This is a genomic window from Apibacter adventoris, from assembly GCF_002964975.1.
GTDB classification, from domain to species: Bacteria; Bacteroidota; Bacteroidia; order Flavobacteriales; family Weeksellaceae; genus Apibacter; species Apibacter adventoris.
Genome location: NZ_PSZM01000047.1, coordinates 1 through 24,097 on the forward strand (window position 1 = coordinate 1; position 24,097 = coordinate 24,097).

The 24,097-nt window shown below is 31.0% G+C and carries 40 protein-coding genes and 1 tRNA gene; 37 read left to right on the forward strand and 4 right to left on the reverse strand.

Annotation, left to right across the window (positions count from 1 at the left end; translation table 11 throughout):
• The first annotated feature begins 325 nt into the window (after positions 1–325).
• The 31 genes from C4S77_RS12440 to C4S77_RS13495 all read left to right on the forward strand — a co-directional run bounded on the left by C4S77_RS12440 (position 326) and on the right by C4S77_RS13495 (position 18,438).
• Entirely contained in the window at positions 326–544 is a 219-nt protein-coding gene (locus C4S77_RS12440) for a hypothetical protein (RefSeq protein WP_105245813.1), read from the forward strand.
• Between the two features lie 2 nt (positions 545–546).
• Entirely contained in the window at positions 547–1,371 is an 825-nt protein-coding gene (locus C4S77_RS12445; protein ID WP_181042895.1) for an ankyrin repeat domain-containing protein, read from the forward strand.
• A gap of 198 nt (positions 1,372–1,569) precedes the next feature.
• Entirely contained in the window at positions 1,570–2,121 is a 552-nt protein-coding gene (locus tag C4S77_RS12450; RefSeq protein ID WP_221405136.1) for an RHS repeat-associated core domain-containing protein, read from the forward strand.
• On the forward strand, positions 2,060–2,299 hold the full coding sequence (locus C4S77_RS12455) for a hypothetical protein (protein ID WP_105247830.1): 240 nt from the start codon (positions 2,060–2,062) through the stop codon (positions 2,297–2,299). The genes C4S77_RS12450 and C4S77_RS12455 overlap by 62 nt, the downstream gene beginning before the upstream one ends.
• Complete coding sequence (locus C4S77_RS12460; protein WP_105247831.1) at positions 2,296–2,514, forward strand: ParB N-terminal domain-containing protein; 219 nt, start codon at positions 2,296–2,298, stop codon at positions 2,512–2,514. Before C4S77_RS12455 ends, C4S77_RS12460 begins: the two co-directional genes overlap by 4 nt.
• Before the next feature lie 8 nt (positions 2,515–2,522).
• Positions 2,523–3,092, forward strand: coding sequence for a hypothetical protein (locus C4S77_RS12465; RefSeq protein ID WP_105247832.1), 570 nt, complete (start codon positions 2,523–2,525; stop codon positions 3,090–3,092).
• A gap of 422 nt (positions 3,093–3,514) precedes the next feature.
• The gene (locus C4S77_RS12470) at positions 3,515–3,763 is read left to right on the forward strand and encodes an RHS repeat domain-containing protein (RefSeq protein ID WP_105247833.1); all 249 of its coding nucleotides are present in this window, start codon (positions 3,515–3,517) and stop codon (positions 3,761–3,763) included.
• A complete protein-coding gene (locus C4S77_RS12475) occupies positions 3,745–4,287 on the forward strand; it encodes a NucA/NucB deoxyribonuclease domain-containing protein (RefSeq protein WP_146106119.1) in 543 nt (180 codons plus the stop codon). The genes C4S77_RS12470 and C4S77_RS12475 overlap by 19 nt, the downstream gene beginning before the upstream one ends.
• 172 nt (positions 4,288–4,459) lie before the next feature.
• Positions 4,460–5,032 (forward strand): hypothetical protein, encoded by a 573-nt coding sequence (locus tag C4S77_RS12480; RefSeq protein WP_105247835.1) that lies wholly within the window; start codon positions 4,460–4,462, stop codon positions 5,030–5,032.
• A gap of 474 nt (positions 5,033–5,506) precedes the next feature.
• Entirely contained in the window at positions 5,507–6,160 is a 654-nt protein-coding gene (locus tag C4S77_RS12485; RefSeq protein WP_181042896.1) for an RHS repeat domain-containing protein, read from the forward strand.
• Positions 6,161–6,460: 300 nt separating this feature from the next.
• Positions 6,461–7,033: a hypothetical protein gene (locus C4S77_RS12490; protein ID WP_146106120.1), complete on the forward strand. Its 573-nt coding sequence runs from the start codon at positions 6,461–6,463 to the stop codon at positions 7,031–7,033.
• Between the two features lie 350 nt (positions 7,034–7,383).
• Complete coding sequence (locus tag C4S77_RS13250; protein WP_105247838.1) at positions 7,384–7,599, forward strand: RHS repeat domain-containing protein; 216 nt, start codon at positions 7,384–7,386, stop codon at positions 7,597–7,599.
• Between the two features lie 11 nt (positions 7,600–7,610).
• Positions 7,611–8,015, forward strand: a complete 405-nt coding sequence (locus C4S77_RS13255) for a hypothetical protein (RefSeq protein WP_105247839.1) — start codon at positions 7,611–7,613, stop codon at positions 8,013–8,015.
• 12 nt (positions 8,016–8,027) lie between these two features.
• A complete protein-coding gene (locus tag C4S77_RS12505) occupies positions 8,028–8,390 on the forward strand; it encodes a hypothetical protein (RefSeq protein ID WP_105247840.1) in 363 nt (120 codons plus the stop codon).
• Positions 8,391–8,400: 10 nt separating this feature from the next.
• Entirely contained in the window at positions 8,401–8,820 is a 420-nt protein-coding gene (locus C4S77_RS12510; protein ID WP_105247841.1) for a hypothetical protein, read from the forward strand.
• Between the two features lie 119 nt (positions 8,821–8,939).
• A complete protein-coding gene (locus C4S77_RS13440; protein ID WP_260210078.1) occupies positions 8,940–9,296 on the forward strand; it encodes a hypothetical protein in 357 nt (118 codons plus the stop codon).
• Entirely contained in the window at positions 9,194–9,520 is a 327-nt protein-coding gene (locus tag C4S77_RS13260) for an RHS repeat domain-containing protein (protein WP_317614921.1), read from the forward strand. Before C4S77_RS13440 ends, C4S77_RS13260 begins: the two co-directional genes overlap by 103 nt.
• Positions 9,521–9,723: 203 nt before the next feature.
• The gene (locus C4S77_RS12520) at positions 9,724–10,131 is read left to right on the forward strand and encodes a hypothetical protein (RefSeq protein WP_105247842.1); all 408 of its coding nucleotides are present in this window, start codon (positions 9,724–9,726) and stop codon (positions 10,129–10,131) included.
• The gene (locus C4S77_RS12525; protein ID WP_105247843.1) at positions 10,113–10,466 is read left to right on the forward strand and encodes a hypothetical protein; all 354 of its coding nucleotides are present in this window, start codon (positions 10,113–10,115) and stop codon (positions 10,464–10,466) included. Before C4S77_RS12520 ends, C4S77_RS12525 begins: the two co-directional genes overlap by 19 nt.
• Positions 10,467–10,776: 310 nt before the next feature.
• Entirely contained in the window at positions 10,777–11,919 is a 1,143-nt protein-coding gene (locus C4S77_RS12530) for an RHS repeat domain-containing protein (protein ID WP_221405137.1), read from the forward strand.
• A gap of 10 nt (positions 11,920–11,929) precedes the next feature.
• The gene (locus tag C4S77_RS12535; protein WP_146106121.1) at positions 11,930–12,712 is read left to right on the forward strand and encodes a hypothetical protein; all 783 of its coding nucleotides are present in this window, start codon (positions 11,930–11,932) and stop codon (positions 12,710–12,712) included.
• Between the two features lie 436 nt (positions 12,713–13,148).
• On the forward strand, positions 13,149–14,129 hold the full coding sequence (locus C4S77_RS12540; protein WP_221405138.1) for an RHS repeat domain-containing protein: 981 nt from the start codon (positions 13,149–13,151) through the stop codon (positions 14,127–14,129).
• Between the two features lie 13 nt (positions 14,130–14,142).
• The gene (locus C4S77_RS12545) at positions 14,143–14,607 is read left to right on the forward strand and encodes a hypothetical protein (protein ID WP_146106122.1); all 465 of its coding nucleotides are present in this window, start codon (positions 14,143–14,145) and stop codon (positions 14,605–14,607) included.
• A gap of 133 nt (positions 14,608–14,740) precedes the next feature.
• Entirely contained in the window at positions 14,741–15,259 is a 519-nt protein-coding gene (locus tag C4S77_RS12550; RefSeq protein WP_146106123.1) for a hypothetical protein, read from the forward strand.
• Positions 15,260–15,351: 92 nt separating this feature from the next.
• Positions 15,352–15,495 carry a hypothetical protein gene (locus C4S77_RS13090; protein WP_181042897.1) on the forward strand — a complete coding sequence of 48 codons (144 nt, stop codon included), beginning with the start codon at positions 15,352–15,354 and terminating at the stop codon, positions 15,493–15,495.
• 8 nt (positions 15,496–15,503) lie between these two features.
• The gene (locus C4S77_RS12555) at positions 15,504–15,803 is read left to right on the forward strand and encodes a hypothetical protein (RefSeq protein ID WP_105247849.1); all 300 of its coding nucleotides are present in this window, start codon (positions 15,504–15,506) and stop codon (positions 15,801–15,803) included.
• A gap of 14 nt (positions 15,804–15,817) precedes the next feature.
• Positions 15,818–16,291: a hypothetical protein gene (locus C4S77_RS12560; RefSeq protein WP_105247850.1), complete on the forward strand. Its 474-nt coding sequence runs from the start codon at positions 15,818–15,820 to the stop codon at positions 16,289–16,291.
• A 114-nt stretch (positions 16,292–16,405) separates the two neighbouring features.
• Positions 16,406–16,819, forward strand: a complete 414-nt coding sequence (locus C4S77_RS12565; RefSeq protein WP_146106125.1) for a hypothetical protein — start codon at positions 16,406–16,408, stop codon at positions 16,817–16,819.
• 19 nt (positions 16,820–16,838) lie between these two features.
• Positions 16,839–17,036 (forward strand): hypothetical protein, encoded by a 198-nt coding sequence (locus C4S77_RS12570; RefSeq protein ID WP_105247852.1) that lies wholly within the window; start codon positions 16,839–16,841, stop codon positions 17,034–17,036.
• 16 nt (positions 17,037–17,052) lie between these two features.
• Positions 17,053–17,844 carry a hypothetical protein gene (locus C4S77_RS12575; RefSeq protein ID WP_146106126.1) on the forward strand — a complete coding sequence of 264 codons (792 nt, stop codon included), beginning with the start codon at positions 17,053–17,055 and terminating at the stop codon, positions 17,842–17,844.
• Between the two features lie 129 nt (positions 17,845–17,973).
• On the forward strand, positions 17,974–18,438 hold the full coding sequence (locus C4S77_RS13495; RefSeq protein WP_317614922.1) for an RHS repeat domain-containing protein: 465 nt from the start codon (positions 17,974–17,976) through the stop codon (positions 18,436–18,438).
• On the opposite strand, the gene C4S77_RS12585 is transcribed toward C4S77_RS13495, so the two are convergent.
• Positions 18,439–18,702: a hypothetical protein gene (locus tag C4S77_RS12585; RefSeq protein WP_146106127.1), complete on the reverse strand. Its 264-nt coding sequence runs from the start codon at positions 18,700–18,702 to the stop codon at positions 18,439–18,441.
• Positions 18,703–18,820: 118 nt separating this feature from the next.
• Entirely contained in the window at positions 18,821–19,084 is a 264-nt protein-coding gene (locus tag C4S77_RS12840) for a hypothetical protein (protein ID WP_146106128.1), read from the reverse strand.
• A gap of 108 nt (positions 19,085–19,192) precedes the next feature.
• Here C4S77_RS12840 and C4S77_RS12590 point away from each other — a divergent pair, with 108 nt between their 5' ends.
• The 3 genes from C4S77_RS12590 to C4S77_RS12595 all read left to right on the forward strand — a co-directional run bounded on the left by C4S77_RS12590 (position 19,193) and on the right by C4S77_RS12595 (position 20,707).
• Positions 19,193–19,489 (forward strand): hypothetical protein, encoded by a 297-nt coding sequence (locus C4S77_RS12590; RefSeq protein ID WP_105247856.1) that lies wholly within the window; start codon positions 19,193–19,195, stop codon positions 19,487–19,489.
• A gap of 142 nt (positions 19,490–19,631) precedes the next feature.
• Positions 19,632–19,772 carry a hypothetical protein gene (locus C4S77_RS13270; protein ID WP_221405139.1) on the forward strand — a complete coding sequence of 47 codons (141 nt, stop codon included), beginning with the start codon at positions 19,632–19,634 and terminating at the stop codon, positions 19,770–19,772.
• Between the two features lie 41 nt (positions 19,773–19,813).
• Positions 19,814–20,707, forward strand: coding sequence for an RHS repeat domain-containing protein (locus tag C4S77_RS12595; RefSeq protein WP_221405140.1), 894 nt, complete (start codon positions 19,814–19,816; stop codon positions 20,705–20,707).
• Positions 20,708–21,057: 350 nt separating this feature from the next.
• On the opposite strand, the gene C4S77_RS12605 is transcribed toward C4S77_RS12595, so the two are convergent.
• A complete protein-coding gene (locus tag C4S77_RS12605) occupies positions 21,058–21,312 on the reverse strand; it encodes a hypothetical protein (protein ID WP_105247858.1) in 255 nt (84 codons plus the stop codon).
• Between the two features lie 214 nt (positions 21,313–21,526).
• Between C4S77_RS12605 and C4S77_RS12610 the strand changes: the two genes are divergently transcribed.
• The 3 genes from C4S77_RS12610 to C4S77_RS12620 all read left to right on the forward strand — a co-directional run bounded on the left by C4S77_RS12610 (position 21,527) and on the right by C4S77_RS12620 (position 23,496).
• Positions 21,527–22,300 carry an RHS repeat-associated core domain-containing protein gene (locus C4S77_RS12610; RefSeq protein ID WP_260210109.1) on the forward strand — a complete coding sequence of 258 codons (774 nt, stop codon included), beginning with the start codon at positions 21,527–21,529 and terminating at the stop codon, positions 22,298–22,300.
• A 9-nt stretch (positions 22,301–22,309) separates the two neighbouring features.
• Entirely contained in the window at positions 22,310–22,906 is a 597-nt protein-coding gene (locus tag C4S77_RS12615; protein ID WP_105247860.1) for a LemA family protein, read from the forward strand.
• An 86-nt stretch (positions 22,907–22,992) separates the two neighbouring features.
• Positions 22,993–23,496 carry a hypothetical protein gene (locus C4S77_RS12620; RefSeq protein ID WP_105247861.1) on the forward strand — a complete coding sequence of 168 codons (504 nt, stop codon included), beginning with the start codon at positions 22,993–22,995 and terminating at the stop codon, positions 23,494–23,496.
• 508 nt (positions 23,497–24,004) lie between these two features.
• Here the strand turns inward: C4S77_RS12620 and C4S77_RS12625 are convergent.
• A tRNA-Arg gene (locus tag C4S77_RS12625) sits at positions 24,005–24,078 on the reverse strand.
• Positions 24,079–24,097 lie beyond the last annotated feature (19 nt).

Sequence of the window (24,097 nt, forward strand, 5' to 3'; positions counted from 1 at the left end):
AAAAAGTTATTACTACTAAGTATAATATTCCTGATAGAAATAGGAGTCAACGCACAAACAGGAGGCATAAAAGTAGCCTCCAAAGTATGTTTAAAAAACGGAGAGATCAAAGAAAGTAGACTATGATCAATAAACAATAGCTGGATAAAAGTAATGGACGTAGGTGTAAGAATTAAGGGCAAGGAACTTATGAAAGAGATCAGGTTAAAGCCCAAAGGAGGCAAAAAGGTGAAATAAGCATAGACTAAGAAAATCAACTAAAAGAAGTCATCTAAGGTTCAAATCTATATTTAAAAGTTATAAAGAAACTATTGATGCTTATGTTATGACCACTGATCCATTAAACCTAGTGCAAAATATGGTAACTATATTACCTTCAGTTGATGGAACTCGACACTATGTTACTCCAGCTTCAAAAAATGGGAAATGGAATGGACATAGTATAGATAATATGGTAGAGGCTGTAGATAAGATGCTTACACCTGAACAACAGCGGGCAAGCGATGAAGCAAAGCAACGATTTAATCCTAATATAAAATGGTAAAAATGAGTAAAGTATTTAAAATAATAGCTATATTAATTATATCAACGAAGATATATAGTTGTCAATATTATTATGTGCCGGGATTTGATTTAAATAACTTTAAAAATACCCCATTAGAATCTTTATCAAAAGCGGTAAAAAATCAAGACGAAGAAAAGATTAAAGAATTAGTAAAACAAGGGAATCTTGATTTAGAATACTATGACCCAGAATATGGAAATACAATACTAATGAATGCTGTTGCTAATAATTTACCCAGATCCGTAGAAACATTACTAAAATTAGGGGCAAATCCTAATCAGTTGAGTAATCTTGAAAAAGGGAGTCCAACAACCCCCTTATTAGTAGCATGTACAGGTTCTTATAAAAAAGATAAATGTAACACAAAGGTATTAGAACTTCTTATAAAGTATGGAGGGGATGTTAATTTTGAAATAAAAGGTTCAGAGTCGAATGCAAATGGTTTTACAGATAAATTTTTTTACAAAGAAACCCCATTATCTTTAGCCTCTCGTGGGGGATGCCTAAGTGTAGTTAAAGTTTTAGTAGAATCAGGAGCAGATGTTAATAAAGATATACAATATCCCGGATATAGAGCAATAACAGAAGCTATTATACAACAAAATATGGAAGTAGCCTATTATTTAATAGTAGATAAGAAGGCAGAAATACCCAAGTATTGTTTACTGCTAATAAATGGTAAGAAGAAGACAGTAACAGATTTAATAAATAAAAAAGAAGGGTTGCCAAATTTTGAAAAAGGAACTAAAAATTATAAACTGGGACAAAAAATAAAAAAATATTTAAAGAGTATAGGAAAAGAATAAAATTAGAGAAAACTCCTTGCAATTGCGAGGGGGTATTACTCCTAGTCCAACAAATCCAGTAGATTCAGTTGATCTTTAGGAATAAGGGAGCGTAAGAGTTGATATAATAAACGTTGCGGATCATTTGGGAGTAGCAGTAATATTACTAACTTAGACGCACAAATAGTACAGCATGTAGCATATGTACCATTTAGGGAGGTGTTTATTGAAGAAAGGAACCAGAGTTGGAATACCCCATACCTGTTTAATGGCAAGGAACTGGATGAGGAAACGGGGTTATACTATTACGGGGCTAGGTATTACAATCCGAGAGAATCCGTGTGGTTATCTACCGACCCGTTGAGCGGATATAATCCTGTATTTGAGCAAGAACATTATATTGATGGTCAACATAACGGAGGGGGTTATAACTCAGGAAATCTTAATGCTTATACTTATCAAAATCTGGTTATTTATGTAGATCCCAATGGAAAGCAAACAAAGAATGGGTTTGTAGCAGGGTTAAAGGATGGATTTGTAGGAACATTTAAGGCTGGTTATAAGTTAGTAACACAACCAGTAAAGACACTTAAGGAGACAGTAAGTAATTATTCATGGGAGGATTATGAGGATGTGTTAGGTAATTCTTTTACTCTTGGGCAATATGACTATTTTAAAGCAACTTATAAAGCAGCAACAGGAGATTTTTATGGAGCCAGGCGAAATAACAGGGAAGAAAGCAGCAGAAGCCTCAATTGTATTAGCAACTGAAGGTGCAGGGACAGTCATTAAGTCTGTTAGTAAGACAAGTGCTACAGTAGAAATTATTGAGACTTTAGTAGGTAAAAATGTGAGTAAAATAGAAAGCCTAGCAAGTTCTAGAAAAATTATGAGTCTTCAAGATGGGGTAAGAAGCCATTCAATAGTTGAAAAATTTATGAAAAAATGATTTCTAGTACAGGTTACGATACTAAAGGAAAATTGGGATACTTTATACATGAGGGAGTTATCTATGTTAATGAGGAAAATCATAATATGACAGCAGCATTGTTATATCAAGCAGAGAAGAGGTCTAGTAAATATGTGGATGCTTTGATAAAAGAAGGAGAAAGTGTGTTTAAAATGCCTGAAGGTAAAGTATATAAATTTAGTGCAAAAGAATAAAGTAAGATATGATAGATATTGAAATTGTAAAGGAAATAAAGGTAGATAATTATATTATAGATAAATATGATTTTGAATCAGGGAAATTTTATTTTATTAAAGTTCCATATGTTTTTAATGATTTCTTTATTAAATATAAAGCTGAAATTATGTTTTATAGAAAAGTATATATTGAACAATGGCAGTCATATCAATTGAGAGAAGAATATAAAGAAATAAACCAAATAGAATATTTAGATAATTCAAAATATAAATTAGATGAAATTATAGAGAATGCAAGAAAGTATGGTATAAAAAAACTAAATCATTATGAATTGAAATGTTTATCTACAGTAATTTTTGGCTTAGAGAAAGATATTATTGTAAGTAATTTAGATGCTATGAAAGATCAAAGTATTATTAAATATTTTGAGTATTTAAAATATTTAAGTTCTATCGAAGTAAATAAGACATTTATTAGTGTTTTTAGTGGAGGAGATAATATAGAATCAAATCATTATTTTTCAAAAGTAGAAATATTTGATGTGGAAAATAATAGTGATATTATAGACTATATTCCTAATATTAATATAAACTAATTAAAATTTTATATAATAAATAATCAAGCCTTAATTTGCTATTAAAAAGTTAGGCAAAGAGTAATAAATAAAAACAAAAGCGACCGATACATATCGGTCGCTTTTGTTTTTATTCTTTGTTTAACAGATCAAGCAGTTCCAGTTCATCGTTGGGCAGGATAGATTGAATAAGAGAAAATATATTGTAAATGTCTTATTTTTAAAGTATTAGGAGAGTTCTTTATGATCCAAAGAGAGGATAAGGGAGGACTTGCAAAGGTTACTCCCTAAATAAAGACAACCATGCCTATTTTGAAGTACCTTACCATGGAAAAGACCATAATGATTATGTAAACGGAGCAGGCTTCTGCTGTGAAGGAAAGGATAAAAAACTCCAAGCCTACGGATGCGGAATCGGCAAAGGGAATGAAGAATATGAAAAGATGCAGTATTATTATCATGCGGATCATTTGGGAAGTAGCAGTTATATTACTAACTTAGACGCACAAATAGTACAGCATGTAGAATATGTACCATTTGGAGAGGTGTTTATTGAGGAAAGGAACCAGAGTTGGAATACCCCTTACCTGTTTAATGGCAAGGAACAGGTTGAGGAAACGGGGTTATACTATTACGGGGAGCGAGATACTATAACCCGAGGGAGTCTGTTTGGTTGTCAACGGATCCGTTGAGTGGTTATAATCCAATATTAGAGGATGAGCATTATATTGATGGTGAACATAATGGAGGAGTTTACAACTCATTTAACCATAATACATATATGTATTGCCTACAGAATCCGATTCTTTATGTAGATCCGAATGGGAAGCAGGAGAAATCTCCTCAAATAATAAACGTATATATATCTGAGGCTACGTGGTCTAATGTATACAAAACCCACCAAATGGGTATAGCAAAAGGAAATCCTACATTATTAACTTATGATTCAGATCGATCAGAAGCTAGAAAGAGAAGAAGAGCTGCACAAACAGCTAGCGGATTGACTAAAATACCAGAACAAAATTTAGATGAATATCCGTATGCTTCTACAAAAGAGGGAGGAAAAGAGGCAGCAGTTAATTCTGTTCCTGCTAGTGAAAATATGTTACATGGTGGTTATTTAGGTAGTTTGGTAGTTACAAATAAAATGAAAACGGGGGATAAATTTAATATAATTCTTATTCCTAAAGTTAAGGAACCCAAACCTCAACCATAGACAGTTGAACAACCAAGTGTTTCTCCTACTAGTACTCAGAAAGCAATACCTGGAGCAAAGGAAGGGGTAAAAAATATAGGTATCTTAGGAACGGCTATGGGGATACTTATAACAATAGGAATGCTTTTAGGAGGGTAATTGTAGAATCGTAAAAGAATATTAAAGTTAAATCATGATAGAAAAAGAACTTATTACATTAGAAGAGACATTAAGAAAAATAGGTTATCCTATGTCTGTCTATAAGGAAATAGAAAGTCAAATAAAGATAGAGAATTTATTATTGAGTCAAAACTTAGTAATTAATGAAAGTTTAGTTAGTTTATATTTATGGAAAGGAGGATTAGATGGATCTAAAGTTTATGATGGAACGTTTATAGATTTATTTTCTTATGGGAATTTTATAGATATAGAATCAGTTGTAAGTTTATATCTTTTAGATCAAAGTACAAATAAAATTTATGGAAAAAAACTTCCCATAATACAATCCTTAACAGATAATGTATTTATAGATTTGGATGAGAATAGTTCAACTATAGGACGATTGTATATTTTAGCTCCAGCCATAACATTAAGTAATAATTTTGTTTCAATCTATGATTCTTTAGAATCATGGATACGGACTATTAGGTCTTGTTATGAAAAGAAAGCATATATATACAAAAATAGTGACTTGGATATAGATTTTCATTTAGAGGCTGAAATATCAAAAGAATTAAATCCTAATTCAGAATTTTGGGAAAGTTAAATTTCTAAATTAAGTTATGGTTGGTTGATATTATTTTAATAAAAACTTCCCCCAAATTAGATTTCCCTAAAATTAAAGACAAATATTGCAGTAAATATTTAAAAAGAAAGCGACCGATAAATCGGTCGCTTTTTGTTTTCAAGGTCTTTATTAATTAAATCCAATAGTTCCAGTTCATCTTTGGAATAAGAGAGCGAATGAGGGTAAGGATATTATAAATATCCCATTGGATGTGTTCTTGGAATTCCTTATGCTACAAAGAAAGAATAAGAGAAGAATTACAGAGGATAATCCCTAAGTAAAGACCACTATGCGTATTTTGAACCTTACCATGGAAAAGACCATAATGATTATGTAAACGTAGCAGGCTTCTGCTGTGCAGGCAAAGATAAAAAACTCCAAGCCTATGGAGGCGGAATCAACAAAGGAAATGAATAATATGAAAAGATTCAGTATTATGATAATGCGGATTATTTGGGCAGAATCAGTTATATTACTAACTTAGACGCACAAATAGTACAGCATGTAGAATATGTACCATTTGGGGAGGTGTTTATTGAGGAAAGGAACCAGAGTTGGAATATCCCTTACCTGTTTAAAGGAAAAGAGTTGGATGGGGAAACGGGGTTATACTATTACGGAGCCAGATACTATAACCCGAGGGAATCTATCTTTTTAAGTGTAGATCCAATGTTTGAAGAAACGATGACTCCGTATCAATATACGTATCAAAATCCAATTAGGTTTACTGACCCAACGGGAATGGAGCCAGAGGAAGGGCCAGGGCCTAAAGGGGTGATATCAAGAAGACTGCAAATTTTAGTTAATTTAAATGTCAAGGGTAATGAACAAATACCTATTGCGGCAGGAGAAAGTCATACATCAGTAATCTTAGCTCATACAGGGGTTATGACTAGTGTAAATCATAAACGTTCTTTAAATCTTGTATATTCAACTCATGCTAAAAAAGTAGATAATGATAGTAAATTTTCTAAAATAAATAAAAATTCTAGTGCAGAGATTGCTAATTCTACAAATTGTTATGGATATGTATTGACAGGTGGAGAGTATTTTGTTGAAAATGAGTTTAAAGAAATAGGGTCATATTATATTAAATTCAGGCTATAACCATATAAAGGATAATCGAACAAATATGTTTAGAGAAGGAGATATATTATTATGGGATGGACATATTATAGAAGCTGTTAAAAAGGGAGAGAATTTAGTTTGGTAGACTTTTTTTGCTGGTTCAGAATCGCTATATTATGGCTCTTTAGAGGATGTAATATACTATAATAGTGAAGTTGGTGGGTCAATTTATGGAGATGTAAATAATGCTTCATTGTTTAGACCTACTAAACCAGATGTTGTAGATAAGAAATATAAATCTAAAGATAAAGCCAATAGTTAAAAAATATAAGGGAATTTATGGAAGTAATTAAGTTTATAATTATTTATATTGTAGTTATTTCATTTACTTTTTCATGCACTAATGGTAGTGTAAGGGATAAGGTGTGTAGGATTCAAATAACAGGGTTTGGTAAAACGAGTGATCGGGAAAATGAATTTATTGAAGGTGAGTGGACTTTAAGAAAAATTATTTTGAGAAAAAAGTTAATTAGTAATAAATGTGTATTTGAAGATGAAAAAGAAGTAGATAAAAGTTTAAATATTAAAATTTCGAATATAGGTATAGAAGAAAATAATTTATTAATAGCTTATCGAAAACCTGATAATAATAGAATTTTTATTTTTAATAGATTAGATACCTTGAATGGGGAATATTATTTAAGAAGAATAAATTTTTCAAGAGAGAAATATTTTGCATTAAAAAGTATGCAATATCAATATTATAAAAATGATAGTATTGAGGGTTATTTATCGGTAGAACTTTTATTTTTCAGAGATAAAGTTCCTGATAAAATAAAAAAGTATATAGAAAAGGAAACAACTATTAATACTTTGTTAAAAAAGCAAGATACAATTGACTTTGATAAATGAATAGTGAAATTAGAAGATCTAATAAAAACATAAATAACCCAATAAAGAACCCCGCATTTCGCGGGTTTTTTCTTTTTAAGGTTCTTTATTGAGTAAATCCAACAACTCTAACTCATCCTTAGGGACAAAGGAGCGAATGAGTTGCAGGATATTGTAAATATCCCATTGGATGTGTTCTTGGAATTCCTTATGCTACAAAGAAAGGATAAGAGAATAATTACAGAGGATACTCCCTAAATAAAGACCATAATGATTATGTAAACGGAGCAGGCTTCTGCTGTGCAGGCAATGATAAAAAACACCAAGCCTATGGAGGCGGAATCGGCAAAGGGAATGAAGAATATGAAAAGATGCAGTATTATGATCATGCGGATCATTTGGGAAGTAGCAGTTATATTACTAACTTAGACGCGCAAATAGTACAGCATGTAGCATATGTACCGTTTGGGGAGGTTTTTATTGAGGAAAGGAACCAGAGTAGGAATACCCCTTACCTGTTTAATGGCAAGGAACTGGATGAGGAAACGGGGCTAGGTATTACAATCCGAGGGAGTCTATCTTTTTAAGTGTAGATCCGATGTTTGAAGAAACGATGACTCCGTATCAGTATACTTATCAAAATCCAATTAGGTTTACTGACCCTACGGGGATGGAGGGAGAGTGGACAGGAGTTACTAAAAATGAGGATGGAAGTTATACAGTAGTAGCAGGAGAAGCTGATAATGATAGAAATATCTATGTAATGGATAGAAAAGGGAATAGAACAGATGAAGTTGTCGAACAATCGTTTACAGAATATTCATTTTTATTATATGAAGGTCAGCCTGCAATAGGAGCTATAATCAATCCTGGAGATATGAGTGGAAATGATTTTATGAATAATGAAATTATTAATAATCCTAATGGATTGGGATTAATTGAATATATGAGAAATGCTACAGGGGGAGAGCTTTATGATTTTAAGGCTAGAGGATTTGTTTAAAAACCTGGAGGTATGACCAAAACACAGTATAATTATCGTGGAATGTTATTTTCAATAGATGAAATGAAATTATCAAATGATAATCTTGCAACGTTTGCTTCAGCAAGGGATTTTGGAAATGCAGCAGCAGGATATGTAGCAGGGCGTAAAGGAATTCCATGGAGAGTTGCTAGGATAGCTTTTGATGGCTTACAAACAATACAAGGGAAAAATTGGAAATCTGGTAAATGGCAGGTCGAAGGGCAACCTACTCAAAGAGCTCAAAGAGTAGGTCATACTGCAGGTATGAATGCTTTTAAAAGGGCATATAGTAAATCTTTAGAAGAAGTAAAGAGGGCTAAAGCGCAACGTGTTATTTCTTTTGGACCAAAGTAATTGAAATATAATGAAAAAACAGATAATAATTATTTTGATATTTATCATTACAATAATTGGGAGTGGTATATTGTATTTATTTCAAGAAAGAGAATATTTTTGTTTAACATCAAATAACTGTATAACAGTATGGAAAACATCAGAAGGGGCTTATATAATTCCAGGTAAATATACTAGTTGGTTTAAACCTAAGGATAATTATATAAAAACTAGTAATGTAAATGCAGTTACAATAGTAATAGATAAACAATCGAAATATGATTATATTATTTCAAATGATTATAATAAATCAATAGAAGTAAATATGTCTAAATATAAGATAAAATATTATCCATATAATGAAAGGAATAGCTTTGAAAGAGAATTTTACGAAAAAAATAAATTAAAGGAAGGGTTGAAGTGTTTACCGATAGATATTGGAGAATTATAAATTAAAATAAAAGAAACCCCGTTAAGTGCGGGGTTTTTTATTTAACTAATCTCCTTCATCCATGCACTAATTTGAGGAGTTCAATAATATTATAAATAGACAACTATGCGTATTTTGAAGTGCCTTACCAAGGAAAAGACCATAATGATTATGTAAACGGAGCAGGCTTTTGCTGTGCAGGCAAAGATAAAAAACTTCAAACCTATGGGGGAGGAATAGGCAAAAGGAATGAAGAATATGAAAAGAAGCAGTATTATGATCATGCAGATCATTTGGGAAGTAGCAGCTATATTACTAACTTAGACGCACAAATAGTACAGCATGTAGAATATGTACCGTTTGGGGAGGTGTTTATTGGGGAAAGGAACCAGAGTTGGAATACCCTTGCCTGTTTAATGGCAAGGAACTGGATGAGGAAACGGGGTTATACTATTATGGAGCTAGGTATTACAACCCGAGGGAGTCTGTGTGGTTGAGTGTGAATCCGATGTTTGAAGAAACGATGACTCCGTATCAGTATACTTATCAAAACCCAATTAGGTTTACAGATCCTACTGGGTTGTTACCAGAAGGTGAAGATCCTCCAAAAATGAGCTGGTTTGGCAGAAATATATATCAACCAGTAAGTGATTTTTTAAGAGAGTTTTTGGAAGTAATACAAGTAAAGGAACATCTGATAGTGGGAATAGGGGTATTATAGAAGCAGGAATACCTGTCAGAGAGATATGCAGGAATGATAATGACTGCAATATTTCGGAGAGTGCATCTGTAGTGTCGGGGGCTGTAACAATAGGAGAAACAGCTTCAAGAAGAGTTGGAACAGTTGCTACTATACTGAAGTACCTTGGCAAGAGTATCTCCATGGTTAATGATGCTTGCTTTGACAGGAGACAAACTTAGAAGTTGGAAGATTATGTTATTGCTCAGGATCCTAATGTATCAGAGATATATCTATATAGAAATATGACTTCAACAGGTGGATTACTTACATTAGGTGAAGGAGCAAATAAATTAGGAATAAGGTCAAAAGAAGTTGAAGGTAAGATGGGGATAGATTATGTTTATCCATCTTCTTTACAGGGTTTGTCAACAACTTTAGGGATAGGAAATGTAATTCCTCAAGTACCGTTTTCTAATCTTCCTAAAACAACTTTGTTTAGAATAAATATAAAATCTTTACCAGCTTGTAGTTTATTACCTGTATTAATAAATGGTAATTATTCTATAATTATTCCAGCTTATTGGATGAATGTACAAGAATTTGATATAAGAATTAAATCTACAGCACCATTATGGAAACTAGTAAGATAGATGAAATTAAGGAAAACATTTCTAACAGTTTAAATTATAATAATATTAAGAATCTAACTGGATCTGAGTATGAGGATTTTGTTATTAATTTTTTTAAAGAATTGAACAAATATAAGGAACAAGGAATAAAGAAAAAAGATATAGAAGCATTTGTTAATGATCTATATACAAGAGAACTTGCATTATTAGACGATAATGATAAAATTAATGAAGAAAAATTTTCAGACTTAGTAGGAGAAATTATAGGGTTTTGTCCATCTGCTTTTTTTTGGGAAATACCTTTAGATGATTATATTAAGAAATGGCAAAATATATATTTTCCTTATTACAAATAGAAGGGATGGTAATTATATCCATATTATATGTTTAATGTGATGATAAATAATAGTTAAAACAAAAGCAATAGATTACATCTGTAAGTTTTATAAAATAACAAACCCTGCTTTATGGCGGGGTTCTTCATTTTACTATTCTTTATTGAACAGATCCAACAACTCCATTTCATCCTCAGAAATGACTGAGCGGATAATTTGGTGGATATTATAAATTTACTATTTTTAAAGAGCTCGGAGAGTTCTATATGTTCCAAAGAGAGGGTAAGAGAAGATTTATGTTACTACCTAAATAAAAACCACTAAACCTATTTTGAAGAGCTTTACCGGAAAAGCCCATAATGATAATGTAAACGGAGCAGGTTTCTATTGTGCAGGCAAAGATAAAAAACACCAAGCCTATGGAGGCAGAATCGGCAAAGGGAATGAAGAATATGAAAAGAAGCAGTATTATGATCATGCGGATCATTTGGGAAGTAGCAGTTATATTACTAACTTAGACGCACAAATAGTACAGCATGTAGCATATGTACCGTTTGGAGAGGTGTTTATTGAGGAAAGGAACCAGAGTAGGAATACCCCTTATTTGTTTAATGGCAAGGAACTGGATGAGGAAACGGGGTTATACTATTACGGGGCTAGATACTATAACCCGAGGGAGTCTATCTTTTTAAGTGTGGCTCCGATGTTTGAAGAGGCAGTAGGAAGATCTCCATATGAGTATGTAAATAGTTCTCCATTAAATCATATAGATCCTGATGGTAATAAGGCTTTAAGATGGCCTCCTACAGATTGTTGGCAGCCGATGCGCTATGGAGATATACAAATAATGTATCCAAGTGCAGGAGCAGAAAAAGGATTAGAAAAATTATGGGGAAGATATAATACGACTAATATTAGTTTGCTTAGTAGACATAAGTACAGCTCTAATGTATCTCAATTAAAAACAGCAGGAGGTAAAGTATTCAAACCTGATGGTAAATTAGAATATGATCATCATTATATGATTTGGGAAGGAGAAGTGAAATTTAGAACAATAACTAAAACTAATCTTAGTTTGTCGGAAGTCACAACAGCAAAGAAAAATATTGGTATATTAAGGTTATCTGATAAAAATGGACAATTACAAGCATATATTGATTATTTAGAACAATATCATGTAAATAAGAAAGTCACAGGATCTTATAACATATTTGATAAAAGAGGAAGATTCAATTTAGTTACACTTCCTGAAATCACAGATGTTTCGGAGATTAGTACTGATGCTTTTGCTAATTCTATAGATTTTCATCAATATGTTCCCTATTACAAAAAGTCAGATGATGGAGTTGGTATAAATATTGAATTTAGGGAGAGGAAAACTTCATTTTTTGGTAATCAATCAGATACGGAAATAGATAATTGGTCTCCAATTTATAGCTCTATGCCATCTGGAAATACAAGTGTATTGCATTAAATTGAGATACATGAAAATTATTTATATAATAGTTTATTTTTTAGTTTCAATAATGATTATGGGACAGATAAAGTTAAGTCAATCAGAATATTATAGGTTTATTGAGGAGAATAAGCAAATAAAAGAACATGATAAAGATCTAGAATTTTTTTATAGAGGATATGATAAACCTTTTTATACAATTTTACCGTTAATTACAAATAATAATTACTCTTATGTATACCTAATAAATAGTAATTTATTTATAGAAAAAAATTTAAAGGATAAAGATGAAATTTATTTGTTTAATAGTTATGAGGAATTGAGAGAATATTATTTAGCATTAAATAAGAGAGTGCTTTTACCAAATAAGTTAGAAGATCTTTATCAAAATTCTGAATATTTATTAGCTAAAAATTATATTCAAGATGAATTAAGAATTCTTAATTTTCAAAGTAATATTGAATATTATTTGAATATTATATTTGATGAGATATTTGGAAATGTAGTTAATATAGAGGACATATCTATTTCAGATTTAGAAAATTATGTAAGTCCTGAAGTGTCTTATAGTGGTACTCAAAAGTATGAAATACCTTTGTTAGTTTATTTTGGAGAATATCTAAAAAGAAAATATAGTGGAAAATGGGTTATATACAAAGGATATAATGAGTTAGGAGAGGTATTTTACTATCCGGATTTAATTATAGAGGATAAAGAAGTAAATCTGTGGGAATCTTTACGAAAAGTTTTGTATAATGAGAAGAATGATAAAATATTTAATTTTGAATATTTATTAAGGTATGATCCGTAAAGAGGTAATGTATCATAAGTGTAGATACTTGCGTAACTATGTGAATTATTATTAACAAATAAAACAGAACCCCGCTTCATAGCGGGGTTTATTATTTTAAGAATCTTTATCCAATAAATCGAGCAGTTCAAGTTCATCTTTGGGAATAATAGAGCGAATGAGGGTAAGGATATTGTAAATGTCCCATTGAGTGTGTTCTTGGAATTCCTTATGCTACAAATAAAGGATAAGGGAAGATCTACAGAGATTACTCCCTAAGTAAAGACACTATGCGTATTTTGAAGTACCTTACCATGGAAAAGACCATAATGATTATGTAAACGGAGCAGGTTTCTGCTGTGAAGGAAAGGATAAAAAACACCAAGCCTATGGAGGAGGAATCGGCAAAGGGAATGAAGAATATGAAAAGAAGCAGTATTATGATCATGCGGATCATTTGGGAAGTAGCAGTTATATTACTAACTTAGACGCACAAATAGTACAGCATGTAGAATATGTACCATTTAGGGAGGTGTTAATTGAGGAAAGGAACCAGAGTTGGAATACCCCTTACCTGTTTAAAGGCAAGGAACTGGATGAGGAAACGGGGTTATACTATTACGGGGCTAGGTACTATAATCCGAGGGAGGCTGTGTGGTTGTCAACGGATCCGTTGAGTGGTTATAATCCTGTAAATGAATTCGAACACTATATCGATGGGCAGCATAATGGAGGAGTATTTAATTCATTTAACTTAAATACATATGGGTATTGTTATCAGAATCCGGTGCTTTTAATAGATCCTAATGGAAAACAATCTATTTCTGATATAATCATGGGAGAGAGAAAACAATATTGGCTAGGTGGGGAATTATCAAAAGAATTTATAGGGAACGGAGAGACATTTAATGCCCAGGTTTATGCAGAAGTAACACAGTTAAAAAGAGGTAATGCAACATTGCCTGCGCTTTATACGGTAAAGTATAGTAATGGGTATAATATTATTAAACGGGACGATATACAATATTCAACAAATTGTTTAGGATTTGTTTTGACAGGAGGGGAGTATTATATACCAGGAGGAGATATAGCTAAATTTTTAAAGGCATCAGGATATAAAGAGACTAAAACGTTAGCTTATAGAGAAGGGGATGTTTATTTATGGGGTAATGGAGGACATATCATTGAAGCGGTTAAAAAAGATGGTAAATTGGTGTGGGAGAGTTTTTTTGGGGGAGACACGGATGCTTATTATGGCAGTCTCTCAGACATTCTTTTATATAATGAGTCTTTAGGAGGGATGTCAGATTTAAAAGAAGCGAAACTTTATAGACCTAGTCAACCAGATGTTAAAAAGAAAATTTATGAATCTATTGATGTAAAGGAACGCGTAGAAGTTATCAAGGAATTTAATAGAACTATACAAGATGCAAAATAAATTGATATTGTTTATGTGGTTTTTAATTTTTCTTTCATGCTCTGAAAAGAAAGAGAATATTATTAAAAAAAATGATTATAAAATAAAGAAATGGTACTTACCCTTAGAAAAGGGAGAGCCCAATATAGAGAAATATGAAACTTTATTGGGAGAATGGGATGTAAGGAGAATAATGATTAAAAAACATGTTAAGGGACAAAGATCTACAATTAGTAAGGATACAGTAATCCGCATTAATATTTCTAAGGAGGGTATATTTGATAGTAGTGGAATTAAAATAGGTGAAAACTATGGAGATAATAGTACTGTATTTTCATTAAAATTAGACACTTTAGAATGTAGGTATTATGTAATGGGTAAAAATATTGATAAGAGAGGAGCTTTTATATTTCAAAGCCCAGGAGTTAAGTATTATAAAAATGAGGAAGAGGTAGTTTCTTTGACATCAACGTTGTATTTAACTAAGTCTTTAAAATAAGTAAGTGTTCCATTTTACCAATAATCTCCATACAATCCTAATACAAAACTATTTAGACTAACACAGGGAGACAGAGTTAATGAACATGGACATATAACAGAAGAACCAAGACCAATAAATACAAAATATAAATATGAATCATTATAAAGTTGTTTTTAGTATTTGTTTATTTTGTTTGTTATTAGCAACATGTAAGAAAACAGAAGATTTTTCTAACAAGAAAATTGAAACACCCCTAATTCAAAAAGAGATAATAATTGAAAAGAATTTTGAGGGTATAGATATGGATTCTGCTAGACTAGTAGATAATATTTGGGAGATAATAAATGTTAAACACAGTAAAGAAGGAAAATTGCAAAATATTCCATATTATAAGCAACAGTATAATAAAAGAATTATAAGGTTTGAGAATACAGGAGTTTTAAAATTAGGAAATGATTCAATTGGTAGATGGAATAATAGATATGTAACAATATATATAAAAGACTCTTTAAAAGGTAAGTATTATTTTATGAAGTTAAATAATTTACAGTTAATCAGAACTAAAGATGATCATAAAAAAGAATTCTTCCTCATCAATATTCAACCTAAACAAGAAGAACTAAAACCACTATCTCAAACAAAAGAAGATGTTATTAACTTTGATAAATGAGTATTAATTAACACCATATTTTTAAAACCCCTTACAATTGCGAGGGGTTTCAAAGACATTAAAAACAAAATAAAAAATAAAACAAAACAACTATGAAAAAGTTATTACTACTGGGCTTATTATTCCTGATAGGAATAGTAGCTTATGGACAAACAAGAGGCATAAAAGTAGCATCCAAAGTATATTTAAAAAACGGAGAGATCAAAGAAGGTAAATCTATGATCAATGTAAACTAAACTTAGTGATGGTTAACGTTCCTGTCATACCTAATGAGTCGGCATATAGATTAACACCCATAGAAAAGCTTCATATTAATTCCATTCAAGTAGATTCTAAATTAGATCTTGTAGCTGGGTTAGGTCAGGAATTTACAGGTTCAAGTGCTTTAAAGGAATTTTATTCAGATGTAGATAAAAATTCACGCATAGAGTATAAAGATCAGTTGAAAAAAGATTTTTTTGGTTGCGGAATGTCTAACCATTGCGGACATGCAGATGCAAATGTAAAGGTTTGGTATCCTAAGGTGGAAAAAATTTTGAAATAATAAAAAATTATATTATGAAAGTAAAAAAATCAGTAATTAAACTTTTATTAGTTGTTATATTCTGTACATCATTTATTATATGGTTTTGGCCGGTTAGAAATGATTATTATACAGAAATAACTTATCAAGAATTACCCTCAGATGTGAGAAATAAGTTTAAGGAAGTATATAATTATAAAGAACCTCCTAAAATAGTGAATGATATAGAACATTTTTATATGCCCCCTTTTAAAGATTGCTATAGTATGAATAAAGATTGTCCTTGTAAAGTAAAATCTAAAGGAGGAATTATAAGAGATGCATTTTTTGTAATTACTGCTTGTGATAAGACTAAAAAGATGTCTTGGGCAATATTGCAAAGAGTATTTATTATAAAAAATGATTCTATTTACTATCCATGGAGTACTGACGGAGTAACGACGGCTGGAGAATCAAGATCTTTTAATATAAAAATAGATACAATAAAATTTAGAGTAGAAAAGATGTAGAGCTATCTCTAAAAATATCAGATAAATTAGTAGTCAATATTAGAATATACCCCTCGCAATTGCGAGGGGTTTTAAAGATAACAAAAACAAAATAATTAATAAAACAAAACAACTATGAAAAAGTTTTTACTAATGAGTATAATATTCCTGATAGGAATAGGAGTCAACGCACAAACAGGAGGCATAAAAGTAGCTTCCAAAGTATATTTAAAAAACGGAGAAATCAAAGAAGGCAGATCTATGATGAATGTAAACAATACCCGGATAAAAGTAATGGGCATAGGCGTAAGAATTAAGGGTAAGAAATTTATGAAAGAGATCAAGCTAAAGCCCAAAGGAGGTAAAAGGATGAAAATAAGCATAGACCAGATAGATAAGATAGAGTATCAGTTACCAGCAAAAATGTTTAGCAAAGAAGTAAAAACGGTAACTTATAAACCCATGGAAATAGAAGGAGAAACAATTCTGGCCAAAGAAATAGTAGCCAATAAACTGTATTCTGTGCATAAATTAACTGCAGTAACATAGGGAATATTCATTGGATTGGATGCCGGCTAAGGATAATAGCGATAGAGAAGCATTTAAAGATGAATATATTAGGATGCAAGGGGATAGAACAGAAAAGTTCCCACAAGGGTTTCGTAATCCGGAGAATTATAATATTAGGAATTCACCAGGAAGGGAATATATGAAACAAGATAATGATCCAAGGTTGAAAAGGATAGATCCTGATAATGGTAATTAAAAAAGATAAAAAACAGATGAATAAGTATCATGTAGCTTTAGCAAATGATAAAAAAAATAATTTATTTTTTTTATTAATTGATTTAAAAGAAAAAATTGATAATAGGATTGAACTTTATAAATCAGACTTACCTTTAGTTGATAGAACGGTTGAATATATAGATTTAGGAGAGTATAAGGATAATTTAGATTTGTTGGAATTGGTAGATAAATATAAAGTAAATGAAATTATAATAAAAAATTTTATAAATGTAGGATATGAATTATTAAACAAGATTTCTAATACATCCATTACTTCATTGAGTATATTATCTTCCACTATTAAAGTGGATATACCAAAATTTCCCAATATAGAAAGCCTGTTACTAGGCGACAAGGTAAAGATGAATTTAGATTATTCAAGATTTCCTAAGTTAAAATATTTATCCTTATTATCTTATAAAAGTTTTAAAGGTAAAATAGAAAATAAAACAGATAGTTTAGAAGAATTGATAGTATGGTATTATAATCCTAAGAATAAGTTGTTAGAAGATTTATTATCTGAAAATATAAAACTTAAAAGACTAGAATTGAATCTTACCAATATAGAAAGTTTGGAAGGTCTAAAACAATTGGAAGATTTAGAAGAATTGAATATTGCATATGGTAGAAATTTAACAAATATAGATAGCTTGTTATTAATTAGTAAATTTAGAAAGGTAATATTTGAAAATTGTAAGAAAATAACAGGATTAGAAAAGTTTGAAGAAGATAAAAGATATGCAGTAAGAAAAGTAGGAAAGGATTTTATAGAAATAACAAAACTATAGGTAATAAAAAAAACCTTTGCACTGCAAGGTTTTTTTTTATTATTAAATAATCTCTTCCTCTATGCAGAGCAATCTGAGGAGTTCCACGGTATTGTAAATATCCCATGTGGAATGTTCTTGGAGTTCTGTATGTTTCAAAGAAAAGATAAGAGAAGATTTTACGGAGTTTACTCTCTAAATAAAGACCATAATGATTATGTAAACGGAGCAGGTTTCTGCTGTGAAGGAAAGGATAAAAAACTCCAAGCCTATGGAAGCGGAATCGGCAAAGGGAATGAAGAATATGAAAAGATGCAGTATTATAATCATGCGGATCATTTGGGAAGTAGCAGTAATATTACTAACTTAGACGCACAAATAGTACAGCATGTAGCATATGTACCATTTAGGGAGGTGTTTATTGAAGAAAGGAACCAGAGTTGGAATACCCCATACCTGTTTAATTGCAAGGAACTGGATGAGGAAACGGGGTTATACTATTACGGGGCTAGGTATTACAATCCGAGGGAGTCTGTGTGGTTGTCAACGGATCCTCTTGCTGAAAAGTACCCTAATATTAGTCCTTATGCATATGCTTTTTTTAAATCCAGTTAATTATATAGCCCCTACAGGAATAGCTCCTGCATAGCCTCCAGAAAAAGAACTTTCTGGAGTAACGGTAACAGGAGCTAAAGATACTTGGGTAAAGGGAGCTGGGATATGGAATAATATTTTTAAGCATTTTAATGGAATACGTGACGAGCAGTATAATAAAAAGAATTTTGGAGGAGCAGGAACTGTAAATAAAGTAGGCAGAGGGAAATTCACAGTAGAGGCTAGTGTAACTATAGATTTACAAAGTTTAAATGGACCATTCAATGTAGCAACGGATTTAAATATATTAGCAAGATTTGGGGCTATTCAATTTCTCAAAGAAAAGTATCCACTGACTGATAAACCGCTTATGTATATAGGATTTGGATATGATCCGGGATTATCAGATGCAATATGAGCTTATGTTAGTAAACAAAATAGAAGAAGGAAATATAACAGGAGAACTAGCTATATTAGCAGGGGTAGGAATAATGATTTTATCAAAAGGAAAGAGTGGGCATAAAATTTCAGGTAAGTAAGTTCGTAAGGAATTCCAGGCATTGGATAGAGCTATCCAAACTAAGGTGCCCAGTGCTATAAAAAATAGAATTGTTTCTTCTACAGGAAAATAAGGGATTATTAAATTAGCATCAGAAGCTAAAGCCACTGGTTATACTTATAAAATTAAAATATTAGGAAAAGGTGGTGATATTAGAATATATGGTAATATGAATAAAAATGGACATATAGTTTTTGATAAAGTAATGAGACATTAATGAAAAATAATAAAGATTTTATAAGAGAATTATTTGCAATTAGTAAAACTTATTTTAGTAAAATTCTTAATGAAATAGATGTTCAACAAGAATTATTTGATAATTATAAAGTAAGTGTAAATGATTTAATAGTTAAAGAAGTTTTAATAAGTGAGGTTATTTATCATACTATTGTACTAACGCCATCAATACATGTAAAATTAGGTGTTTTTTTGAATAATGAAAATATAGGATATTACTCTATTTATTTAGCGGAAGATTTGAAATTTTTAGATGAGTTTTTTGCTCTTAAATAAATTTTGTTTAATGATATAAAAAAATAATTTCAATAAATAATAAAAAAGCTCCGCTAATCAGTATAGCTTTTTATTCAATAATTTCCTACTTAATGCAGAGCATTTAAAGGAGTACAATAGCGTTGTAAATATCTCAGTTGTTATGTTCAAGGCTTATTTTGAAGTGCCTTACCATGGAAAAGACCCTAATGAATATGTAAACGGAGCAGGCTTTTGCTATGTAGGCAAAGATAAAAAACTCCAAGCCTATGGAGGCGGAATCGGCAAAGGGAATGAAGAATAAGAAAAGATGCAGTATTATGATCATGCGGATCATTTGGGGAGATGTTTATTGAGGAAAGAAACCAGAGTTGGAATACCCCTTACCTGTTTAATGGCAAGGAACTGGATGAGGAAACGGGGTTATACTATTACGGGGCGAGATACTATAACCCGAGGGAGTCTGTGTGGTTATCAACGGATCCATTAGCGGAAAAGTACCCGAATGTAAGTCCTTATGCATATGTGTCGAATAATCCAGTAAATGCAATAGATCCTGATGGTAAGAGAATTTATTTTGTAGCAGGAGCTGGTAATGATGTTGATGGTTGGAATTATGTAAATAGATTTAATAAAATTTGGACAAGTTTGGGATTAAAAAATTTTAGAAGAGTTAATGTTTCCCATGGTAAGACAGGAGATATAAATTTTGTTAATAAATATAGAAATAAACGGTCATTCTGGACTCATGGAGAGTTTAGTGGACCTAATGAGCATAGAGCTTCAGATGATAAACAATATCAGAGGGCATTAAAAGGGATTATTAATGATCTTAAAAAGAATCCATTACCGGAAGGAGAACAGTTAAATCTAGCAGGATATAGTTATGGAGCAGTAATGCAGGCCCAATTAGCTATTGGTTTAGTTGAAAAAGGGTATAAGGTAGATAACTTGATTCTAATAGGAAGTCCGACCTCAGATAATAATGATCTAATGAAAACACTTAAAGGGTATGAAGCTGAAGGAAAGATAGGTAAGATAATTCGCCATGATATAAAAGGAGATTATTTAAGTAATCCTAAGAATGAGTGGGAATTTATTAAAGGAGGGGCACAATCTTTGCAAGGAATAGGTGAAGGTGATGACGCACCACATTTTGATTTGGCAAGACCTGGAAAAGAGGCAGATAGTAAAATAGAAAAATTAGGAAAAACATTACAGAATAATGGAGTGGAGTAAAGTATTAAGGTTAGTTTCTATTATACTAATTTTATTGTGTATTGTTCCAATTTATTTAGTTAATAAAATTCCAAGAGGGAATTTTATTGCAGGTCCTATAATAGTAATTATTGATATAGCATTATTAATTATTCAAATTATTCTAGTAATATTCATGTTTAATATAAATAACAAAAAGTTAATATGGATGTTTTCTATTATTAATTTTCTAATATTAATTTTTTCTTATTGGCTTTTGTATAGTTATATATATAAATTATCATAAGTCAGCATTTATTTGATAATATAAACTTATTAATAAAAATCTATCTAAATAACCCAACCCCCGCTCATCGAGCGGGGGTTTTATATTACCTTTTATTCAATAGGTCGAGCAGTTCCAGTTCCTCGTTAGGCAGGAGAGATTGAATAATAGAAATAAGGTTGTACAGGTCGTAGTCATTAAAATCAGCTTCCATACGGTTTAACAGGGCAGTTTTAAGAATAGTACAGAGAGAGTTAAGGGTAAACCCAAGGTTTTGGTAATCCGGAATAGATTTAAGGTTTTCTAAAGTAGTTAAGAACTCTTTAGGGTTTTTGTTTTCATGAGAATTTTTTGTGTTCATAAAAATGCGATTTGGGAAATAAGAAACCTATAAGGTTTAGGTGTTCCACGCTCGCAAAAGCGTTGCTTTAGTTTCCAAGTAAGCCACCCTGCCCTATAGGCTAAGTTTTTTGTTTTCATAAAATTTGCGATTTGGAGCTGTAAAAATAAAAAAACTATTTCAAAGAGAAAAGTTTATATCTTAGGGGTAGGAGTTTATTGAGGAAAGGAACCAGATTTGGAATACCCCTTACCTGTTTAATGGCAAGGAACTGGATGAGGAAACGGGGTTATACTATTACGGGACCAGGTATTACAACCCGAGGGAGTCTGTGTGGTTGTCAACGGATCCGTTGAGTGATTATAATTTAATTTTTGGAGTAGAGCATTACATAGACGGTCAACATAATGGGGGGTATTTAACTCAGGAAACCTTAATACGTATGGATACACCTATCGAAACCCAATCAGATATATATCCAAATGGAAAACAAATAGAATGGTTTAATAAGTGGGCAGAAGAGAAAAAAATTAATTTAGTTAATGATTTAGTTAAAAGACATAAAAGTAATTCTACTAAAATTATGGCTTATTCTATTGCTGCTGATGTTATAATAGAAACAACAGATAAAGGAGAGTGGGTAACAAAAGCAAGGGAAAAAATTATAAATACTTATGGAGATACTGACACAAAAAAAGCTAATGAAGTTTATAGTCAAGTTATAAGTACTTTAAAAGATATAAAAGAAGCGATAGAAGGCAATATAAATTCTGAAGATAAGTCTAAAAGAATGTTGCAAGATAAGTCTGGTAAGAAACAAACAAAACTTGACAATTATCTTTATGTAGCAGCAGCAAAATTAGCATTAAAAGCAGTAGGATTACAAATAGAGAATAAAGCAATAGAAGAAACTGTTAAGAAGCTTGATGAAAAAACTTATGATAGTAAGTTAAGCACTAAGCCTAAAGATAGCGGGTTTGGAGGTGGTGGTGCTAGTGGTAAATATTAAAATAAATTTATGAAAAAAATATTAGTTTACTTTGGTATAGGTTTGGGGATAGTTTTTCTTTTAATTATATTTTTAACATGGATGTATATTAACCATGTCAAGTCTAATATGGAGGAAAAATTAGTAAATGTAGAGGAGAGTTGGGGTAAATTTTATGAGTTTAGAAATAAAAGAATTATTTTACTAGATAGTATTGTAAATGTATATGATAAAAGTAATATAAATGTTGATAGTTTATTTTTAGTTATAAATGGAGTGAAGAAAGAAAAAAATGATAGTTGTTCACTAAGTTTTATTTTTGGAGAGTACGAAGTTAATAAGGAGTATTTGAAGTTATTAAAGCATAACGATTCTAAGAATATAGAATCGCTAGAAGCAATAAAAAAAATAAAAGCTAATACAGAAAAACTAAATAAATTAAAAGATATCTATAATGAAAATGTTAGAGATTATAATACTTATATAATAGTACTACCTAATAACTTTATTGCTAAAAAGAAAAAATATTATCAAAAAGAATATTTTGGTATTACTTATGGGGTTTATAATGAAGATCCTATTAAGAAACGTGAAAATGCATTTAAAATGTTGAGAGATTCATTTTAGCTTTTGAAATTATGTTTGGAGCACCTAGGGCTTTGGGAGAGTTACCCGCAGTGAAGCATTTTAGATCAATTCATTAATTTTTTATTATGATAAAAGTAAAATTAGAATTATTGGCAAATTTACCTAAATCAAATATTGAGGTATATGATAATATTAATAGAATTCCCCTTTTACTAACAGTGGATACTTCAATGCATAAGGAAGAATCTATATATTGTAGAAACTTAAATGGTGAAAATTTTCTAGAATTATGGTTTAATAAGAGAGATAAAAAATTAAAGGAAGTCGATTTGTTAGCCTTACAGGAAAATACAGTGAAAATAGTTGAGAAAATAAGCTTACCCGAAGACAATAGTTATTATAGTTGCCTTATTGAGATTAATGAAAGTGTTTTAGAGTTTTCTTCTCCTATGATTATTCTTAGAAGTGACGTATCAATTAATATATTATTTAAACCCATAGAGGAGTATAATATTACTTATCATTATTTAACTAAAGAATGCTATATAGGAATAACTCCTGATAATTATTTAATATCGGTAGGATTATCTTTAGGAAAAGAACAAATTGTTAATATATTTGGTTTTTGAATAAACTAAGATACACAAAACTTCTCGCAGTTGTAGATAGTACTCAAAATATTAGACAAATATTTACTGAGTAAATTGAGCAGGTCGAGTTCATCTTTAGGGATAAGGGAGCGAATAAGGGAAAGAATGTTGTAAATGCCCCATTGAGTATCTCGGTGTAATTGGGGAACGAGATTTCCGCTAACAGGGCGGTTTGGGTAATTTTACAGAGGGATTTGAGGGTAAAACCTAGTTCTGGTAATCCAGAATAGATTTAAGGTTTTCTAAAGTAGTTAAGAACTCTTTCTGATTTTTATAATTCCGAATGATAAATTTTGTATTCATTGGCACAAACATTTTTTTTGTGTCACATATTGTGTCATAAAGTTGTAAAATTTAAGTATTTTCCATATTATTTCAAATAAATATAATAAACAAAAAAAGCATCTATAAACCACTTTTTCAATGATTTATAAATGCTTTTAAATTTTATTTTGAAGTCCCTGCTTATTTGGACTTTGATGCTTAGTGACCGCGGAAGGATTCGAACCCTCAACCCTCAGAGCCGAAATCTGATATTCTATCCAGTTGAACTACGCGGCCTACTTTTTGTTTTTTCAAA

What these genes read in the sequence shown, in the direction of transcription:
- C4S77_RS12440 (WP_105245813.1), top strand. Translation starts at nt 326, where the DNA reads ATGACCACTGATCCATTAAACCTAGTGCAAAATATGGTAACTATATTA.
- C4S77_RS12445 (WP_181042895.1), top strand. Translation starts at nt 547, where the DNA reads ATGAGTAAAGTATTTAAAATAATAGCTATATTAATTATATCAACGAAG.
- C4S77_RS12455 (WP_105247830.1), top strand. Translation starts at nt 2,060, where the DNA reads ATGGAGCCAGGCGAAATAACAGGGAAGAAAGCAGCAGAAGCCTCAATT.
- C4S77_RS12460 (WP_105247831.1), top strand. Translation starts at nt 2,296, where the DNA reads ATGATTTCTAGTACAGGTTACGATACTAAAGGAAAATTGGGATACTTT.
- C4S77_RS12465 (WP_105247832.1), top strand. Translation starts at nt 2,523, where the DNA reads ATGATAGATATTGAAATTGTAAAGGAAATAAAGGTAGATAATTATATT.
- C4S77_RS12470 (WP_105247833.1), top strand. Translation starts at nt 3,515, where the DNA reads ATGCAGTATTATTATCATGCGGATCATTTGGGAAGTAGCAGTTATATT.
- C4S77_RS12480 (WP_105247835.1), top strand. Translation starts at nt 4,460, where the DNA reads ATGATAGAAAAAGAACTTATTACATTAGAAGAGACATTAAGAAAAATA.
- C4S77_RS12490 (WP_146106120.1), top strand. Translation starts at nt 6,461, where the DNA reads ATGGAAGTAATTAAGTTTATAATTATTTATATTGTAGTTATTTCATTT.
- C4S77_RS13250 (WP_105247838.1), top strand. Translation starts at nt 7,384, where the DNA reads ATGCAGTATTATGATCATGCGGATCATTTGGGAAGTAGCAGTTATATT.
- C4S77_RS13255 (WP_105247839.1), top strand. Translation starts at nt 7,611, where the DNA reads ATGTTTGAAGAAACGATGACTCCGTATCAGTATACTTATCAAAATCCA.
- C4S77_RS12505 (WP_105247840.1), top strand. Translation starts at nt 8,028, where the DNA reads ATGACCAAAACACAGTATAATTATCGTGGAATGTTATTTTCAATAGAT.
- C4S77_RS12510 (WP_105247841.1), top strand. Translation starts at nt 8,401, where the DNA reads ATGAAAAAACAGATAATAATTATTTTGATATTTATCATTACAATAATT.
- C4S77_RS12525 (WP_105247843.1), top strand. Translation starts at nt 10,113, where the DNA reads ATGGAAACTAGTAAGATAGATGAAATTAAGGAAAACATTTCTAACAGT.
- C4S77_RS12535 (WP_146106121.1), top strand. Translation starts at nt 11,930, where the DNA reads ATGAAAATTATTTATATAATAGTTTATTTTTTAGTTTCAATAATGATT.
- C4S77_RS12545 (WP_146106122.1), top strand. Translation starts at nt 14,143, where the DNA reads ATGTGGTTTTTAATTTTTCTTTCATGCTCTGAAAAGAAAGAGAATATT.
- C4S77_RS12550 (WP_146106123.1), top strand. Translation starts at nt 14,741, where the DNA reads ATGAATCATTATAAAGTTGTTTTTAGTATTTGTTTATTTTGTTTGTTA.
- C4S77_RS13090 (WP_181042897.1), top strand. Translation starts at nt 15,352, where the DNA reads ATGAAAAAGTTATTACTACTGGGCTTATTATTCCTGATAGGAATAGTA.
- C4S77_RS12555 (WP_105247849.1), top strand. Translation starts at nt 15,504, where the DNA reads ATGGTTAACGTTCCTGTCATACCTAATGAGTCGGCATATAGATTAACA.
- C4S77_RS12560 (WP_105247850.1), top strand. Translation starts at nt 15,818, where the DNA reads ATGAAAGTAAAAAAATCAGTAATTAAACTTTTATTAGTTGTTATATTC.
- C4S77_RS12565 (WP_146106125.1), top strand. Translation starts at nt 16,406, where the DNA reads ATGAAAAAGTTTTTACTAATGAGTATAATATTCCTGATAGGAATAGGA.
- C4S77_RS12570 (WP_105247852.1), top strand. Translation starts at nt 16,839, where the DNA reads ATGCCGGCTAAGGATAATAGCGATAGAGAAGCATTTAAAGATGAATAT.
- C4S77_RS12575 (WP_146106126.1), top strand. Translation starts at nt 17,053, where the DNA reads ATGAATAAGTATCATGTAGCTTTAGCAAATGATAAAAAAAATAATTTA.
- C4S77_RS13495 (WP_317614922.1), top strand. Translation starts at nt 17,974, where the DNA reads ATGTTTCAAAGAAAAGATAAGAGAAGATTTTACGGAGTTTACTCTCTA.
- C4S77_RS12590 (WP_105247856.1), top strand. Translation starts at nt 19,193, where the DNA reads ATGAAAAATAATAAAGATTTTATAAGAGAATTATTTGCAATTAGTAAA.
- C4S77_RS13270 (WP_221405139.1), top strand. Translation starts at nt 19,632, where the DNA reads ATGTTCAAGGCTTATTTTGAAGTGCCTTACCATGGAAAAGACCCTAAT.
- C4S77_RS12595 (WP_221405140.1), top strand. Translation starts at nt 19,814, where the DNA reads ATGTTTATTGAGGAAAGAAACCAGAGTTGGAATACCCCTTACCTGTTT.
- C4S77_RS12605 (WP_105247858.1), bottom strand. Translation starts at nt 21,312, where the DNA reads ATGAACACAAAAAATTCTCATGAAAACAAAAACCCTAAAGAGTTCTTA.
- C4S77_RS12615 (WP_105247860.1), top strand. Translation starts at nt 22,310, where the DNA reads ATGAAAAAAATATTAGTTTACTTTGGTATAGGTTTGGGGATAGTTTTT.
- C4S77_RS12620 (WP_105247861.1), top strand. Translation starts at nt 22,993, where the DNA reads ATGATAAAAGTAAAATTAGAATTATTGGCAAATTTACCTAAATCAAAT.